The organism is Corynebacterium sp. HMSC073D01 (assembly GCF_001815555.1).
Lineage (GTDB): Bacteria > Actinomycetota > Actinomycetes > Mycobacteriales > Mycobacteriaceae > Corynebacterium > Corynebacterium glucuronolyticum.
On record NZ_KV821030.1, the window covers coordinates 1 to 14,604 of the forward strand.

General features: G+C 59.9%; 13 protein-coding genes. 4 read left to right on the plus strand and 9 right to left on the minus strand.

Annotated features, from left to right (window positions below; translation table 11 throughout):
- Positions 1-49: 49 nt before the first annotated feature.
- Entirely contained in the window at positions 50-1,456 is a 1,407-nt protein-coding gene (locus HMPREF3044_RS03865; RefSeq protein ID WP_005394179.1) for a DUF349 domain-containing protein, read from the minus strand.
- Positions 1,457-1,643: 187 nt separating this feature from the next.
- Here HMPREF3044_RS03865 and miaA point away from each other — a divergent pair, with 187 nt between their 5' ends.
- Together miaA and dapF are read left to right on the plus strand one after the other, a co-directional pair.
- Positions 1,644-2,555: a tRNA (adenosine(37)-N6)-dimethylallyltransferase MiaA gene (gene miaA / locus HMPREF3044_RS03870; RefSeq protein WP_070739526.1), complete on the plus strand. Its 912-nt coding sequence runs from the start codon at positions 1,644-1,646 to the stop codon at positions 2,553-2,555.
- Positions 2,552-3,388, plus strand: a complete 837-nt coding sequence (dapF, locus tag HMPREF3044_RS03875; protein ID WP_070739484.1) for a diaminopimelate epimerase — start codon at positions 2,552-2,554, stop codon at positions 3,386-3,388. The genes miaA and dapF overlap by 4 nt, the downstream gene beginning before the upstream one ends.
- Here the strand turns inward: dapF and HMPREF3044_RS03880 are convergent.
- Together HMPREF3044_RS03880 and HMPREF3044_RS03885 are read right to left on the minus strand one after the other, a co-directional pair.
- Positions 3,385-4,050, minus strand: a complete 666-nt coding sequence (locus HMPREF3044_RS03880) for a hypothetical protein (protein WP_070739488.1) — start codon at positions 4,048-4,050, stop codon at positions 3,385-3,387. The two genes, dapF and HMPREF3044_RS03880, sit on opposite strands and share 4 nt — an antisense overlap.
- Positions 4,051-4,094: 44 nt before the next feature.
- Positions 4,095-4,859: a hypothetical protein gene (locus HMPREF3044_RS03885; RefSeq protein ID WP_070739491.1), complete on the minus strand. Its 765-nt coding sequence runs from the start codon at positions 4,857-4,859 to the stop codon at positions 4,095-4,097.
- An 80-nt stretch (positions 4,860-4,939) separates the two neighbouring features.
- On the opposite strand from HMPREF3044_RS03885, the gene hflX reads away from it, so the two are divergent.
- Positions 4,940-6,457 (plus strand): GTPase HflX, encoded by a 1,518-nt coding sequence (gene hflX / locus HMPREF3044_RS03890; protein ID WP_070739494.1) that lies wholly within the window; start codon positions 4,940-4,942, stop codon positions 6,455-6,457.
- A gap of 47 nt (positions 6,458-6,504) precedes the next feature.
- Positions 6,505-7,791: a uracil-xanthine permease family protein gene (locus HMPREF3044_RS03895; RefSeq protein WP_005394171.1), complete on the plus strand. Its 1,287-nt coding sequence runs from the start codon at positions 6,505-6,507 to the stop codon at positions 7,789-7,791.
- A gap of 58 nt (positions 7,792-7,849) precedes the next feature.
- Here the strand turns inward: HMPREF3044_RS03895 and HMPREF3044_RS03900 are convergent, their stop codons facing one another.
- The 6 genes from HMPREF3044_RS03900 to lexA all read right to left on the minus strand — a co-directional run bounded on the left by HMPREF3044_RS03900 (position 7,850) and on the right by lexA (position 14,585).
- A complete protein-coding gene (locus HMPREF3044_RS03900; protein WP_005389770.1) occupies positions 7,850-8,119 on the minus strand; it encodes an HPr family phosphocarrier protein in 270 nt (89 codons plus the stop codon).
- A gap of 219 nt (positions 8,120-8,338) precedes the next feature.
- Positions 8,339-10,444, minus strand: a complete 2,106-nt coding sequence (locus tag HMPREF3044_RS03905) for a PTS fructose transporter subunit IIABC (RefSeq protein WP_005389772.1) — start codon at positions 10,442-10,444, stop codon at positions 8,339-8,341.
- A 77-nt stretch (positions 10,445-10,521) separates the two neighbouring features.
- Positions 10,522-11,484, minus strand: a complete 963-nt coding sequence (locus HMPREF3044_RS03910; RefSeq protein ID WP_005389773.1) for a 1-phosphofructokinase family hexose kinase — start codon at positions 11,482-11,484, stop codon at positions 10,522-10,524.
- A complete protein-coding gene (locus HMPREF3044_RS03915; protein WP_005389775.1) occupies positions 11,481-12,311 on the minus strand; it encodes a DeoR/GlpR family DNA-binding transcription regulator in 831 nt (276 codons plus the stop codon). Before HMPREF3044_RS03915 ends, HMPREF3044_RS03910 begins: the two co-directional genes overlap by 4 nt.
- Before the next feature lie 350 nt (positions 12,312-12,661).
- The gene (locus HMPREF3044_RS03920) at positions 12,662-13,444 is read right to left on the minus strand and encodes a DeoR/GlpR family DNA-binding transcription regulator (RefSeq protein WP_005389776.1); all 783 of its coding nucleotides are present in this window, start codon (positions 13,442-13,444) and stop codon (positions 12,662-12,664) included.
- A gap of 430 nt (positions 13,445-13,874) precedes the next feature.
- Positions 13,875-14,585: a transcriptional repressor LexA gene (lexA, locus tag HMPREF3044_RS03925; RefSeq protein WP_005389778.1), complete on the minus strand. Its 711-nt coding sequence runs from the start codon at positions 14,583-14,585 to the stop codon at positions 13,875-13,877.
- Positions 14,586-14,604: the final 19 nt, after the last annotated feature.

The window sequence follows — 14,604 nt, forward strand, 5'->3', positions numbered from 1 at the left end:
AGCGCACCACGAAACGGGGGTACACCACCCCCGAAATTACAAGAATCGCTTAGCGGTCTTCGACGGCGTGGCTTGCTGTGTCGGCCCATTCCTGCCACTGGGCTGCCTGGGCGCGCAGTTCCTCAGCCTTGGCAGTCTTGCCCTTGGCCTCGGCGGCTGCAGCCTGCTGGTTCAGCTCTTCCACCTTTCGCGAGAACTGGTCAGCGCGGGCCTGAGCGGCAGGGTCGGTGCGTCGCCACTGATCGTCGGCGGCGTTAGACACGCGGGATTCAAGGGCGGCAATCTTCTGCTCAAATTCGCGGATGCGGTTGCGCGGGACGTAACCGATTTCTTCCCACTTGTCTTGTAGCTCGTGGAGTTTTTCGCGTGCACCTGCGAGATCCTTGTCGGGTTGGATCAGCGGATCGTATTCGTCGATGAGCGTCTGCTTGGCGGTAGCGTTGGCCTCGAATTCCTGGTCGCGTTCGCGGGTGACGGAATCGCGGTTTCCAAAGAAGACATCTTGGGCGGCGCGGAAGCGGGCCCAGAGCTTATTGTCGGCATCGCGAGGCGCGCGACCGGCGGCCTTCCATTCCTTCATCAATTCGCGGTATTTGCCTGCAGTTTCGCCCCAATCAGTGGAATCCTGCAGCGCCTCGGCGCGTTCGACGAGTTCTTCCTTGATTTTCTTGGCAGCTGCACGGTTGCGGTCGAGCTCAGCGAAGTGGCTTCCGCGACGGCGACGGAAGGAGTCGCGAGCGCGGGCGTAACGCTTCCATAGAGCGTCGTCGGTTTTGCGGTCGATTCCGCGGATCGTCTTCCATTCCTCGAGGATGGCCTTGAGTCGGTCGCCGGCGGCCTTCCACTCGGTGGAGTCGGCGGCGATGGATTCGGCCTCGGCAATGAGCTCTTCTTTGCGGGCGATGGCCTTCTCTGAACGTTCTTCCTTAGCCTTTTTCGCTTCCGCGTGTGCGGATTCAGTGGCTGTGATGAGGAAATCGAGGTAGGAGCTGACGGCGTCGAGGTCGCCTACGACCTGCTCGCTGGGCAGCCGGTCCGCGATGGCGCGTGCTTGGTTAGCGATGGTGGAGGCCTCTTCGGGGTGCGCTTCGAGGCGGTTTCCTAGGACGAGAACCTCGGTGCGCAGGTCGTCGAATCGTTGCGCGAAGTGGACGAGTCCCTGGGTCGGATCGCCGGCTTGCCAGGAGCCCACTTCGACCTCTCCGACGGCGGTGGTACGGAAGATAGTTCCGTTGTCGTCGGAGCGACCGTAGGCACCGGGGTTTGTGGAGGCAACCGGAATGGTGGGGGCACCGACGAGGGCGAACGAGGCTGTGGACGTAAGAGTTGCTACCGGTTTACGCGAGGGCGCGGGGCGGGGTTTCGGCCGTGGGCCGGGCTTCGGGGTGGGACGCGGTGCGGGCGCGGTGGCATCTGCGGTCCGGGGGTCGTTGGGATTGAGGTTCTGCGTCGTCATGGTGTGTCCATGCCCTTCTACCGCCACTGGCGGCTACGTAGTGCCGCGCAACACGGCTGCCAAATACATTCGACCCGGGTGGTATCACCCGTTATCTTTTTCCAAGTTTACCGTTTCCAGTGTCAAAAGTCCGGGGTTTATTGCAGACGAAACGTGGCGCTAACTCGTGGCTTACTACACTGTCGGTATGAGTTGCGAACCAGTGGCCATCGTTGGCCCTACGGCCTCGGGAAAGTCGGACCTGTCGCTCGACGTGTGTGAGCTGGTGGGCGGGGAGGTCGTCAACATGGATTCGATGCAGTTGTATCGGGGAATGGATATCGGCACGGCGAAGGTGCCGGTTGAGGAGCGACGCGGTATTGCCCACCACCTGTTGGATATCTGGGATGTGACTCAGGAGGCATCGGTGCAGCGTTACCAGTATGTCGCCGAAGAAACTATTAATGAGCTTCGTGGTCGCGGTGTCCGTCCTGTTCTGGTCGGTGGGTCGATGATGTACTACCAGAGCCTTGTCGACGCATGGAGGTTTCCTCCCACCGATGCCGCTGTCCGCTCACGGTGGGAGAAGCGGGGCGAAGAGATCGGAGTGCAGGCTCTGCACGCGGAGCTCGCCCGCCAGGATCCCGAGGCGGCCCGCATTATTGAGCAAAACGATCTCCGGCGCACTGTCCGCGCTCTCGAGGTCATCGAGCTTACGGGGTGTCCGTACGCCGCAAGCATGCCGACAAGGCGCGCAACGCCCCGGTGGGGCATGCGGGTCGTTGGTCTCGCAACGGAGACGGAGTGGCTCAATCCGCGCATCGAGAAACGATCCCGGCAGATGCTTGCCACTGGGCTGGTAGAGGAGACACGCAGCCTCGTTGAGCAGGGGCTCACACGTGAGTCGACGGCAGGTCGCGCCATCGGTTACGCGCAGGTGCTGGATATGGATGCGGGCCTGTTGTCACCCGATGAAGCGGTGGAGCGCACCATCACGGGAACACGGCGGTATGTGCGCAGGCAGCGCAGCTGGTTTAAGCGCGATCCGCGGATTACGTGGTTTCCCGCGCAGACGGTGGATGCCGAGCGTGTGTGCGAGGCTCTACACTTGGGTGCATGATTTCTTCTAGGTTCGCTGAGGCGACTGTTCTTAAAGGACACGGGACGGAGAATGACTTTGTCATCCTCGTCGATACTGACAATTGCCTAGACCCCACGCCCGAGGAGGTTGCCGCGCTGTGTGATCGCCATGCCGGAATTGGTGCCGACGGGCTGCTGCGGGTTGTTCGCGCCCGCGATATTAATGCGAGCTCGGCAGCGGACTGGTTTATGGACTACCGCAACGCCGATGGTTCGGTAGCGGAGATGTGCGGAAACGGCATGCGTGTCTTTGCACACTATCTTGTGGTCTCTGGCCTGGAAAAAGAAAAGGATTTCCTTGTGGGTACGCGTGCGGGGGATAAGCACGTGACGGTGCACGCTGCAGATGAACGAACTGCAGATGTGTCTGTGGAAATGGGGGAAGCCTCTGTCACCGGTGTGTCCACCTGTGTGCTGGGCCAGACAACGTTTGCCGGGCTCGGCGTCGATGTGGGGAACCCGCACTTGGCATGTATCATCCCGACGCTGACGAAGGACCAGCTGGAGGCTCTCCCGATCCAGGATGGGTTCGCGGTGGATACGGAGTTCTTTCCCGCAGGGGTCAACGTTGAGATCGCGACGGAGCTTGTCGACGGTGCTGTGTACATGCGGGTCAATGAACGTGGGGTAGGCGAGACTCGCTCCTGTGGTACCGGTACGGTTGCTACTGCTGTGGCTGCTCTTGCCGACGCGGGGTTAGCTCATGGTACGGTCGCCGTCCATGTTCCGGGAGGCACAGTTCAGGTGACGGTGAAAGACGGAAAAGCGGCCCTACGGGGCCCCTCGGAGATCGTTTTTCGCGTGCAGGTTTAGTCAGCCCGCTTGGGCTTGCGCCGGAACCATTTTTGATTCCAGCTTCCCCCGCCTGAGGTATTGATCCCCGCCTTGTTCCACGCGGTGAGCGGGTCACTGCTGGGGGATGACTCCGTGAATGACGATGTCGTTCCGAGCCGTAAGGCCGCGCGACGGGCAGCCCGCCACTGTTCCTCTAGCTGGGCGGCGCGCTCGTCGGTTGCGGTGAGGATTCGGCGCAGCTCATCGAGGGACGTTTCCGCACCCACCTTGGCATCCAGGCGGTTGAGGAAGCGCTCGCAGTTCCGTGCGGTGTAGTGGAAAGCTTCAATGTCGGGGTCTTCGGAGTCCTGATTCGCCAATTCCGGGCGGTGGAGGGTGCGATCCGCGAGCGCATCCGTGTCCGTTCCGTTGAGGAACGTAGAGTACTGCTCCAAGGTGTTTTCAATATCCTCGCTGGACAGGCGAATGGACATGATGAGAGCATCGCGCTCCGTCGACTTTTGATCCTGGTTGACGAGGAAGAACGTGCCCAAAAGGATGAAGGTGGACAGGATGAGGCCGGGAACCTTGAGCCACAGCGATAAAACAATGCAGCAAATGATAACCACAACAGTGGGGAAAACCACGCTTGGTCGCTGGGAAAAGGGGGTGCCGTACGACGCCGACTCATCCGTTGCCATAGGTGTCCTCCTTTCCCCTCGTCATCCGTTGCTCGTCTGCGATTCTACGCGTGTCCGCCACAGCTGCCGCCACCGCAACCGCAACCGCCGCCCCCGCAGCCTCCACCGCAGCCACCAGAGGCAGGCAGGGCTACAGATCCGGTCAGCATGACAGTGCCGCTAATGACATCGCCTTTTTTCGGCAGCGTGGGGCCGTCGGGGAGGCAAATGTCCATGGGGAGGGGTTCGTGGACGACGGCGTGGATAAACCTCTGACCGGTGAGCTCCGTCGTGCGGTAATCCGCGCGAACGACGGGAGTCGTAAGACTGGCGGAGGCGTCGGGGACGGCAGCGCCCGATCCAGCGTCGATAAGCTCAGCTCCGGCAGAGTGGAGGCGTGGCTGGACGTCCGTGGCAGGAGAAACTGTCGCATCGATGGCCATCGCGGTGAGCTCGACACCCTCGAACTGCAAAGGTTCGGAATCGACGAGGATCGGGCCTTGCGCAAGATTGACCGTCAAAGAGGTGATGTGGAAGCCCGCATCGTTGACAACGTCGAGGAGAGCAAGCACGTCATTCACCATCGTGACGTGCGCGGTGACCACGGTCGATCCCGTAAATCCACTGAACACGGCGTACGGCTCTGACGTGAGGATCGAGATGCGTGCACCAGACGGGTCGTTGAACTGCACCAACTGGCCCCCATTGGTCTCGCCGACAACGGCAAGCGTGCCGCTGTTGATCGCGGCTTCTACCGTCTTGGGCCAATCACCCAGGTCGAGGCCGATGCAAGAGAGATCTGTGGTCGTGTCAGAGGTCATGGGCACCATCTTACAAACGTGAGCAGCGCTGCCGATAGCCGGTACGCGAAATTACTGAATTGCAAGGTCATGTGCAACAATGGGGCGCAATGACTGACTCTACTTTTGGAACGAAAAACCCAGATCACGATGCCGTGCTGCGCGACGTGTTCCGCGACCACGAGGACACGACCGTGGATCGCTACAGCGCCGAGCCACTGACACGCCCCCATACGCCGTCCGTCGGCGAGCTTGATCTGGAGGATCGCTCCCGCCTGCGTGGCGTGATGAGCCATACCGATATGACCCGCACCGAGCGGGAGGACGGCTACGACGTGGAGTACCGAAAGCTCCGCCTCGAACGCGTCGTCCTCGTCGGGGTGTGGACCGAGGGCACAGCTGCGGAAATCGACGCGGCGATGGAGGAGCTCAAAGCGCTGGCGGAGACCGCAGGCTCAGAGGTCGTGGATACGTTATACCAAAAGCGCGACAAGCCCGATCCAGGCACCTACATCGGGCAGGGCAAGGTCAGCGAGCTAAAAGTGGCGATCAACGCCCACGAGGCGGATACCGTCGTCTGCGATGGTGAGCTGTCCCCGGGGCAGATGATCGCTCTGGAGAAGGCCCTGGATGTCAAGGTCATCGACCGCACCATGCTCATCCTGGATATTTTCGCCCAGCACGCCAAGTCCCGCGAAGGTAAAACCCAGGTGGCCCTGGCGCAGATGGAATACCTTATCACGCGCGTTCGCGGTTGGGGCGGTGCGCTGTCACGCCAGGCCGGTGGCCGTGCCGGGTCCAATGGCGGTGTGGGGCTGCGTGGTCCGGGCGAGACGAAGATTGAGGCCGACCGACGGCGCCTGCGCAGTGAGATGGCCAAGCTGCGCAAGGAACTCGCGTCGATGAAGAAAGCCCGTGACGTGAAAGCAATGCGGCGCCGCGGCTCAACGATCCCGAAGATTGCTATCGCCGGTTACACCAACTCCGGTAAATCCTCGCTCATCAATGCGCTGACAGGGGCCGGAGTACTGGTCGAGGATGCGCTATTCGCCACCCTCGACCCCACGACGCGCCGAGCACAGCTTGTCGACGGCCGGTCGATCATCTTCTCCGACACCGTCGGTTTCGTCCGCCACCTGCCCACGCAGCTCGTGGAGGCGTTTCGTTCAACCCTCGAGGAAGTTCTCGGAGCCGACCTCATCCTGCATGTCGTTGACGGGTCGGATCCGTTCCCGCTCAAGCAGATCGAAGCCGTGCGTGGAGTCATCCTGGATATCGTGCGGGAAGAGGTGGTGGAGGCGCCTCCGGAGATCATCGTCGTGAACAAGATCGACCAGGCGGATCCGCTCGTGTTGGCGGAGCTCCGCCACGCGCTCGATGATGTTGCTTTCGTTTCCGCGCGCACCGGGGAAGGCATCGCTGAGCTGGAAAGTCGCATCGAGCTCTTCCTCAACACGTTGGACAGTCACGTGACGCTCCACATTCCCTTCTCCCGCGGTGATGTGGTCGCCCGCGTGCACGAGGAAGGAACCGTGTTGAGCGAGAGCTACACGGAACAGGGCACCGTGATTGATGCCCGCATCCCCCGGCAGCTGGCCGCCCAGCTCGGCGAATTTGTGGCGCAATAGGCCCCTCAGTTTCCTTTCCCGCTTGCGACTTGGGATAATGGGAGTTCGTGAATTGGAATTGGGGCTGGACCGTCCACGGAGACGGCAGGCATATCGAACCAGGCGGCGTGGTCGCGCCGGAAGAAAGGCTGTCATGGCCACGGACCATTGGTATCGGGATGCAGCATGTCATCGCCATGTTCGGGGCGACGCTGCTCGTGCCCACGCTGACCGGATTCCCCGTCAACACGACGCTCTTGTTCTCCGGGCTGGGCACGATTATCTTCCTGCTCATTACCCGCAACCGTCTTCCTTCCTACCTTGGAAGCTCCTTCGCCTTTATCGCGCCACTGACGGCGACGGCGGGGGAGTCCATGTCCGCCCGGCTGGGTGGCGTGGTGGTTACCGGTGTCTTGCTCATCGTTGTGGGGCTCATCGTCAAGGCCGCAGGCAAGAAGGTCCTCGATGCCGTCATGCCGCCGACCGTTACTGGCGCTATCGTGGCGCTGATCGGGCTCAACCTGGCACCGACAGCGGCAACGAACTTTGCTAGCTCACCGCTGGTTGCCTCGGTAACCCTGTTTTCCATTCTGATCTGCACCGTGGCTGGCCGTGGAATGGTCTCCCGCCTCGGTATTCTCATCGGCGTGGTCATCGGGTGGGTTTTCGCGGCGCTGACAGGAAACCTCTCGGAAGGCGCAGAGGAAGCAATCGCCGCAGCTCCGTGGATTGGCCTGCCGACGTTCCACACGCCGGAGTTTCACCCCGCAGTTATCTTCGTAACCCTGCCCGTCATCATCGTGCTCATTGCCGAAAATGTCGGTCACGTGAAAGCCGTCTCCGCCATGACAGGCCAGGACATGGATGATCTGGCGGGCGACGCACTGCTTGCCGACGGTGTGGCAACGACCTTCGCTGGCTGCTTCGGCGGCTCCGGTACGACGACCTACGCCGAAAATGTCGGTGTCATGGCTGCGACGAAGGTCTACTCCACAGCCGCATACTGGGTGGCAGCGCTGACGGCGATCGCGCTGGCCTTCATCCCCAAGTTCGGGGCGCTCATCTTCACCATTCCCACCGGTGTGCTCGGTGGCGCGACGCTTGTCCTGTACGGGCTCATCGGCATGCTGGGCATCCGCATCTGGCAGGACAACAACGTGAACTTCAACAACCCCGTCAACCTCACAGCAGCTGCCGTCGCGCTCGTCGCCGGAATCGGCAACCTGACACTCACGATCTTCGGCATTGAGCTGCAGGGAATCGCGTGGGGCTCGGCAGGAATCATTATCCTGTTCCCGATCATGAAATGGCTCTACGAGCACGTCGGCGAGGGGACGAACATCTACGCCCGGTAGGAAGCGTCGACAAGCAAAAAGCACCAGCGAAAAGCTGGTGCTTTTTATCTAGGAAAGATTACTCGGCATCGAGATCCTTCTCGATGAGAGCGGCGATGGCCTCAACAGCCTCTGCGTTGTCGGAGGTCACAGTAACCTCGTCGCCGTGCTCAGCGCCCATAGCCATGATGGAGAGACTGGAGGCAGCGTCGGCCTCGTCGTCCTCGTCAGCGCCGACAATGAGGAGCTCGATGTCCTCGTCGTAGTTGCTGGCAGCCTCGGCGATGATGGTAGCCGGGCGAGCGTGAAGTCCGACGGAGGAACCGACCTTAACAGTCTTAGAAGCCATGCTAGAGATCCTTTCAAGTTGGGTAATAGTGCAGCGTGGCTGGTACGTGAGCAAACGAAAACCCGGCAAAAGCCACGTGTTCTTTTATTACGCTACATCGTACCCGAGAATGGCCCAACCGTGACCGCTTTGTGCGAAACCGGGCACCGCTGTGACGTAAATCCCACAAAAGAAACCCCGCAGCTCGGATGAACTGCGGGGTGGGAAAGAGGGCGGAAGCTAGGCGTGAGCCTCAGCCTTTGCTGCCTCGGCCTGCTTCTCCACGATCTTCTGCGGCCAGACCATCTTCAGCAGTACAACGGCTGCAGCGGAGACGATGACACCAGCGATAATGGAAATCAACCAGCCGATCTTCGGTTCGATGGCGAAGAGGACGAACACACCACCGTGTGGGGCGCGGGAGCCCGCTCCAAAGAGCATCGACAGCGCACCGGTCACTGCGCCACCTACCATCATGGACGGGATGACGCGCAGCGGATCAGCCGCGGCGAACGGGATCGCGCCCTCGGAAACGAAGGACAGACCCAGCAGCCAAGAAGACTTGCCGTTCTCCTGCTCCGCCGGAGTGAACACGCGCGGGCGGACGAACGTGGCGATGGACAGTGCGATGGGCGGAACCATGCCGGCAGCCATGACTGCAGCCATGATCTTTAGCGAAGCCTCGTCACCAGCGGACAGCCCCGCAGTACCGAACAGGTACGCAGCCTTATTCACCGGGCCACCGAGGTCGAAACACATCATGAGGCCGAGAATAATGCCGAGCAGGACAGCCGACGTACCCGTCATGGAGTTCAGCCAGTTGGTCAGGCCGTTCATGATCCCGGCGAGCGGAGCGCCGAGGAGGAAGAACATTGCAAGGCCGACGATGAGGGATGTGAGAAGCGGAATGATCACCACAGGCATGAGCGACGCGATGACGCGGTGAACCTTCCACGAACCGATCCACCACGCCACAAAACCGGCGAGAACACCGGTAACCAGGCCACCGATGAAGCCGGCGCCGAGGAGTACAGAAATCGCACCACCGACAAAGCCAGGCGCGATGCCTGGGCGGCCAGCGATAGCAAACGCGGTGTAACCAGACAGCGCCGCCACGATGAAGCCCATGGCCATTTGTCCCGTAGCGAAGAGGACGGCACCGAGGTACAGGCTAAACCCGGCCTTGGTCAGGTTTATCACCTCACCATCGACAGTGATGTCGTGACCCGGGAGGTTCGTGATGGAGTAGTCCTTCACGATAGTCTCCCACGCATTGGCCATATCGTAACCACCGAACAGGAAGCCAAGGGCCAGGAGCAAACCGCCCGCCGCGACGAACGGAACCATGTAGCTCACACCGGTCATGATGGCCTGCTGGATGCGCTTCGGCCAGCTCAGCGACGAACCGGAATCGGCCGCCTCCGCCTTGGCTGCACCGGCATTTCCGGAAACGCGGTGTGCGTTCGGATCCTTGCTGGCCGCAATGGCCTCTTCAATCATGACGCGGGGCTCATTGATGGCGCGCTTCACGCCGGACTCAATAACGGGCTTCCCCGCAAAGCGCTCGCGATCCTTCACTCCCACGTCGGTAGCGAAGATCACGGCGTCAGCAGCGGCAATAACCTCGGGATCCATCGGCGTCACAGCGGACGAACCCTGCGTCTCGACGGTGAGCTCCACGCCGTCCATCTCGTCGACGGTGTTGGTCAGCGAGTCGGCAGCCATGTACGTGTGGGCGATACCCGTGGGGCACGCGGTAATAGCCACGATACGGGTCACGGGTGCGGCTGCGTCCTCCTGCTTCTCAGCGGGGGCGGCGGCTGCCGCTGCAGCACCAGCACCAGCCGCTGTGGCCTCCGTGGAAGCCGGCTTCTTCTTTTTCTTTTTCGGCGGGTTGTTCAGCACCTCTGTGATGAGGGCAACGACTTCCTCGTCAGAGCCAGCGGCGCGGAGGCTGGCCACGAACTCCTTGTTCACCAGCGCACGGGCGAGCGTGGACAGAATCTTCAGGTGTTCGCGTCCGCCGCCCTCTGGGGCAGCGATAAGGAACGTAAGATCTGCGGGGCCATCCGGTGCACCGAAGTCCACCGGGTCCTTGAGGCGAGCAAAGCCGAGGGTTGGCTCGGTAACCGCCGCACAGCGGCAGTGGGGGATTGCCACACCGCCGGGCACGCCGGTGTGGGACTTGGCCTCGCGGGCATGTGCAGCCGCAGCAAGCTCGTCGACGCTGGTTGAGCGGCCGGCATCCGTGACGACGGCAGCGAGCCCCGAAATAACCTCGTCAGGCGTGGAGCCGAGATCGGCGTCCAACCTCACCAAGGAGGGGTTAATAATCTTTGTCTCCATTAGTCAGTCGATTCCTTCGATTCAGTGACCGTGCATCCAGAGGGTGCACGATGAAATGATGTCTATACGTTTTACGATTACAGCGCGCGGGCTGCGGTCTGCTCCAGATTGATCTGGTCGGGAGCGGGAATCGTTGTTCCCGGCAGTGCTGTCGCTGCGGAACCGTAGGCGACAGCCATCGCCGCACTCTCCACCATCGGCTTTCCCAAGTGGCGGGCACGCAGGAATCCAGCAAGGGAGCTATCGCCAGCGCCCACTGTGGAAACTGGATCGGTCGGAGGGGGAGTGGCGAGGAACGAGCCCTCGGGCGACACAAGCAGAGCGCCGGCGGCCCCGAGAGTGATCAGGGCTAGCTGAACGCCCTTGGCCTGAAGCGTGTTCGCTGCCTCGATAACGGGGCCGTAGGAACCGTTCTTACCAGCAGTCTCCAGTGCGTTGCCGTCGATGCCGAGGATCTGCCCAAGCTCGAAAGCATTCGGCTTAATAAGATCCGGGGATGTCTCCGGGAACGAGGCTGCCAGTTCCTGCAGTGGCCGATCTGAGGTATCGACGCAGATGAGCACCTTGGGAGTCTCCCGGCGGAGAACACGCACCATGTGCGCGTACCAATCGGTCGGCAGACCAGGTGGCAGCGATCCTGCGAAGACGACGATGTCTGCTTCGCGGGCCTCCTCCAGAATGGCGTGTTCGAAAGCAGCGCGCTCGTCTGCAGACAGCTCCGCGCCACCCTCATTCAGCTTCGTCGTCGTTCCATCGGGTTCACACAACGTCACGTTTGTGCGTACCTGGCCAGCGATGTCTACGCGACGCTGGGGAACACCGGTACGATTTAACAAACCGATGAAATAATCGTCGGCGTGCGCTGGGAAAATGGCCTTGGTTGGCACATCCGCCTTGTGCAGCGCGACCGATACGTTGATGCCCTTGCCACCGGCAACGGACTCGTGGCCCGTGAGGCGGTGGACAGAGTCTCTTTCCAGGAAACCTGGAAGATACAGCGTTTGGTCAATTGACGGGTTAGCCGTCACAGTAACAATCATGCAGTAACAACCTTTATGTTGTATTGGAAACAGGTTTCTAGAAATTCCCGTGGCGCGTGAATATCCGTCACGATCGCGTCAACCGTGGTCAACTGGGCGAAGGTGACAAGAAAGTCGCGTCCGATCTTGGAAGAATCAACAAGGGCAACCGTCTTCTTTGCCGAGCGAGCGATGGCGCTCTTAACGGCAGCCTCCGTTGGATCCGGTGTAGAAAAGCCGTGGGAGGGAGTCACGCCATTTGCAGCGATGAAGGCGATATCTGCTCGTAGTGAGTAAAAGTGGCGCGCGGCCGCCTCGCCAACGATTGCCCGTGTATACGGCCGAACGTTGCCACCGACGACGTTGACACCGGTAAGCCCGCCACCAGAAAGAATCTCAGCGACCGGCATAGAATTAGTCACAAACGTGGACCCTTTGTCCGGTGACGAATGGCGTAGAGCTGCTGCGAGGGCAGCGGTAGTAGTCCCGGCGTCAATTGTGATGGAACACGGCCCCGAGGGGATCAGCTCCAGTGCTGCACGAGCGATAGCCGATTTTTCCGGCACGTGCTGCTGTGTCTTATCGGAGTACGCGGTTTCTTCGCGGTAGCTTGGCGCAGCGACCTGAACAAGGTTTGCTGTGTAACTATCGGGCTCACTTCCCTCATGTGTCGGCGGTATTGCTCCGCCGTGCACTCGGCGTACGAGACCCATTTTTTCCAACTTGGCTAAATCTCGTCTCGCCGTCTCGGGGGCAACGCCACACGCCTTTGCAAGCGCTGGAACGCTGACATGGCCGTCTCGAGCGAGCGAAGTTTCAATGAGCTCTTGGCGTTCTGAAAACCTCATGCGTCTCCTCCTTCCTAACATGCGCCACACCACCCAGCGTGAAGCAGAGCCTGATCTGGTGTTGTCCTATCGACTTCACTTGGTGCGATCTTTGCGATCCCACTTGAAAACTGAGGGAAACCGGACATCGTGAGAGGTGGGAAATTCCTCTGGGGTGTACCCGGAATGTAGCAGTCTACAAAGTGGTTAACGACCTGTGCTTACACTGTAACGCGCACATGTGTGGATTAGAAGGTGTGCATGAATAATGAGACTTAGGACACGTGCAAAATGTGTGAAAACGGGCAAAGGTTGAGGGGTGCGAAGAAAAGCCGAGGGAATGTGGCTTCCCTCGGCTTGTGCGTTGATGTTTAAGCGTCTGCGATAATGACGTTGATGGAGCGTTCTCGCATCGCGTCTACGAAACTCTGAGGTGCTCCGGTATCGGTGATGACAACGTCGATGTCATCAAGGGAGGCAAAAGAGACAAGGTAGTCGGAGCCCATCTTGGTGGAGTCGCACAGAGCGACAACGGTGCGGGCGTTGGTGATCATTGCTCTCTTCACCGCAGCCTCCTGGCTATCGGCTGTGGACAGTCCGTGGTCCAAGGTCAGCGCGTTGGTGCCGATAAAAGCGACATCTGCCCGCATGAGCGCCAGAGCGCGCAGTGCCGTATCGCCGACTACAGCCTGGGTGATGGCTCGAACGCTGCCACCAAGCAGCTGGACCTCGTCCAATCCGGCAGAGGCAAGATCGAGTGCAATAGACAGACAATTAGTAACGATGGACCACTTCTTAGCGTCCGGGTGCTCTGCGAGCATGTGGGCCAGTTGCATGACTGTGGTTCCCGCATCAAGGAACATTCCTCCTTGTGGTTCAGGGAGGAACTTCAGTGCCGCCTTGGCAATCTCGTGCTTTGCTCCCGAAGCGCTGCGTGCGCGGATGTCTACGCTTCGTTCCGTGGTCTGGTAATTCTGGCTAGCAACCGCGCCACCGTGAACGCGGTGAACGGCACCCTCCTGATTGAGGACAGCGAGATCCCTACGGATTGTCTCGGCAGTGACGTTAAACCTTTCTGCAAGCTCGGTTACGTTCACGCGACCTTCGACCGCGGTCAGCGAGGTGATCTGTCGCCTACGTTCTTCTGCATACACTTGTCGGTCACTCCATTCCTAGCTCGGCCCTGCAGTAAACCCCTTAAGGGCGTACCCGGTCTGTTTTGTGCCACGCTTTGCGAAATACAGAGGATTACTCACCGCAAATCAGCAGCAATCGGGCATTGATACGGTGTCTCCTAATCAAAACCAACACTATTGTGGCATTAAATTTGTGGGATTGCTTACGTTCGGGCATGCGTGTTTGGTAATTCGTGGCGAAGATGGGCAGTGCCAGAAGCCTGCCCTAAATTTGAGGAACCCCTCTGTAGTGCGAAATTAAGCGTCGTAAGAAGATTTCGAATGGGCAAACAAAAATGGTTAGATGTCTATGCGGGCATGCCTCTTACCCTCATGTGGGGGAGAGGGGAATGGGGCAAAGAAAAACCGTCCAGTCGATGAAAAACTCGGCTGGACGGTGCGGAAGATTTTAGTAGCTACGGAAAACGGCGGTTACAATGCCGAGAATCTCTGCGTCATTGCCGGGAATCGGGTCAAAGCTTTCGTTGTAGGGCAGAAGCCACACGCCCGTCGAGTCCTTGTGGAATTCCTTCACCGTCGCTTCGCCGTCGATGAGCGCGGCTACAAAGTCGCCCTTTTCTGCGATGGACTGCCTTTTGCAAATGACCCAATCGCCATCCATGATTCCGGCGTCCTTCATCGAGCGCCCGTTAACTTCCAGCATGAAAAGTTCGCCATCACCTACGAGTTCTGATGGTAGAGGCATATATTCCTCAATCGTCTCCTCGGCGAGAACGGGGAGACCGGCGGAAATGGTCCCTACAACAGGGATGTATGCCGGTGCAACGAAGCCTTCCTTGAGTACACCGTCCTCGTCGATAGAAACTTTGGATTTCTCGGGTGCGGTTTCGCGGAGGTGACGGACATCTACGGCACGGGGTTTATTCGGATCGCGTTTAAGGAAACCCTTCTTCTCGAGCTCCTTCAGCTGGTAGGCAACCGATGACGTGGACTGGAGTCCAGTGGCATCACCAATCTCGCGAATACTCGGCGGATATCCACGGAGGGCGACGGAATCCCTAATTACCTCCATAATGCGCTTTTGGCGGTCTGATAGCACTCGCTGGTCAAGATGTTTCTTCCCGCTAGCGTGCTCTGCGCGCTTCTTCCTTGTTGCCATATTCTTCCTTACCCGCGTC

What these genes read in the sequence shown, in the direction of transcription:
- HMPREF3044_RS03865 (WP_005394179.1), bottom strand. Translation starts at nt 1,456, where the DNA reads ATGACGACGCAGAACCTCAATCCCAACGACCCCCGGACCGCAGATGCC.
- miaA (WP_070739526.1), top strand. Translation starts at nt 1,644, where the DNA reads ATGAGTTGCGAACCAGTGGCCATCGTTGGCCCTACGGCCTCGGGAAAG.
- dapF (WP_070739484.1), top strand. Translation starts at nt 2,552, where the DNA reads ATGATTTCTTCTAGGTTCGCTGAGGCGACTGTTCTTAAAGGACACGGG.
- HMPREF3044_RS03880 (WP_070739488.1), bottom strand. Translation starts at nt 4,050, where the DNA reads ATGGCAACGGATGAGTCGGCGTCGTACGGCACCCCCTTTTCCCAGCGA.
- HMPREF3044_RS03885 (WP_070739491.1), bottom strand. Translation starts at nt 4,859, where the DNA reads ATGGTGCCCATGACCTCTGACACGACCACAGATCTCTCTTGCATCGGC.
- hflX (WP_070739494.1), top strand. Translation starts at nt 4,940, where the DNA reads ATGACTGACTCTACTTTTGGAACGAAAAACCCAGATCACGATGCCGTG.
- HMPREF3044_RS03900 (WP_005389770.1), bottom strand. Translation starts at nt 8,119, where the DNA reads ATGGCTTCTAAGACTGTTAAGGTCGGTTCCTCCGTCGGACTTCACGCT.
- HMPREF3044_RS03905 (WP_005389772.1), bottom strand. Translation starts at nt 10,444, where the DNA reads ATGGAGACAAAGATTATTAACCCCTCCTTGGTGAGGTTGGACGCCGAT.
- HMPREF3044_RS03910 (WP_005389773.1), bottom strand. Translation starts at nt 11,484, where the DNA reads ATGATTGTTACTGTGACGGCTAACCCGTCAATTGACCAAACGCTGTAT.
- HMPREF3044_RS03915 (WP_005389775.1), bottom strand. Translation starts at nt 12,311, where the DNA reads ATGAGGTTTTCAGAACGCCAAGAGCTCATTGAAACTTCGCTCGCTCGA.
- lexA (WP_005389778.1), bottom strand. Translation starts at nt 14,585, where the DNA reads ATGGCAACAAGGAAGAAGCGCGCAGAGCACGCTAGCGGGAAGAAACAT.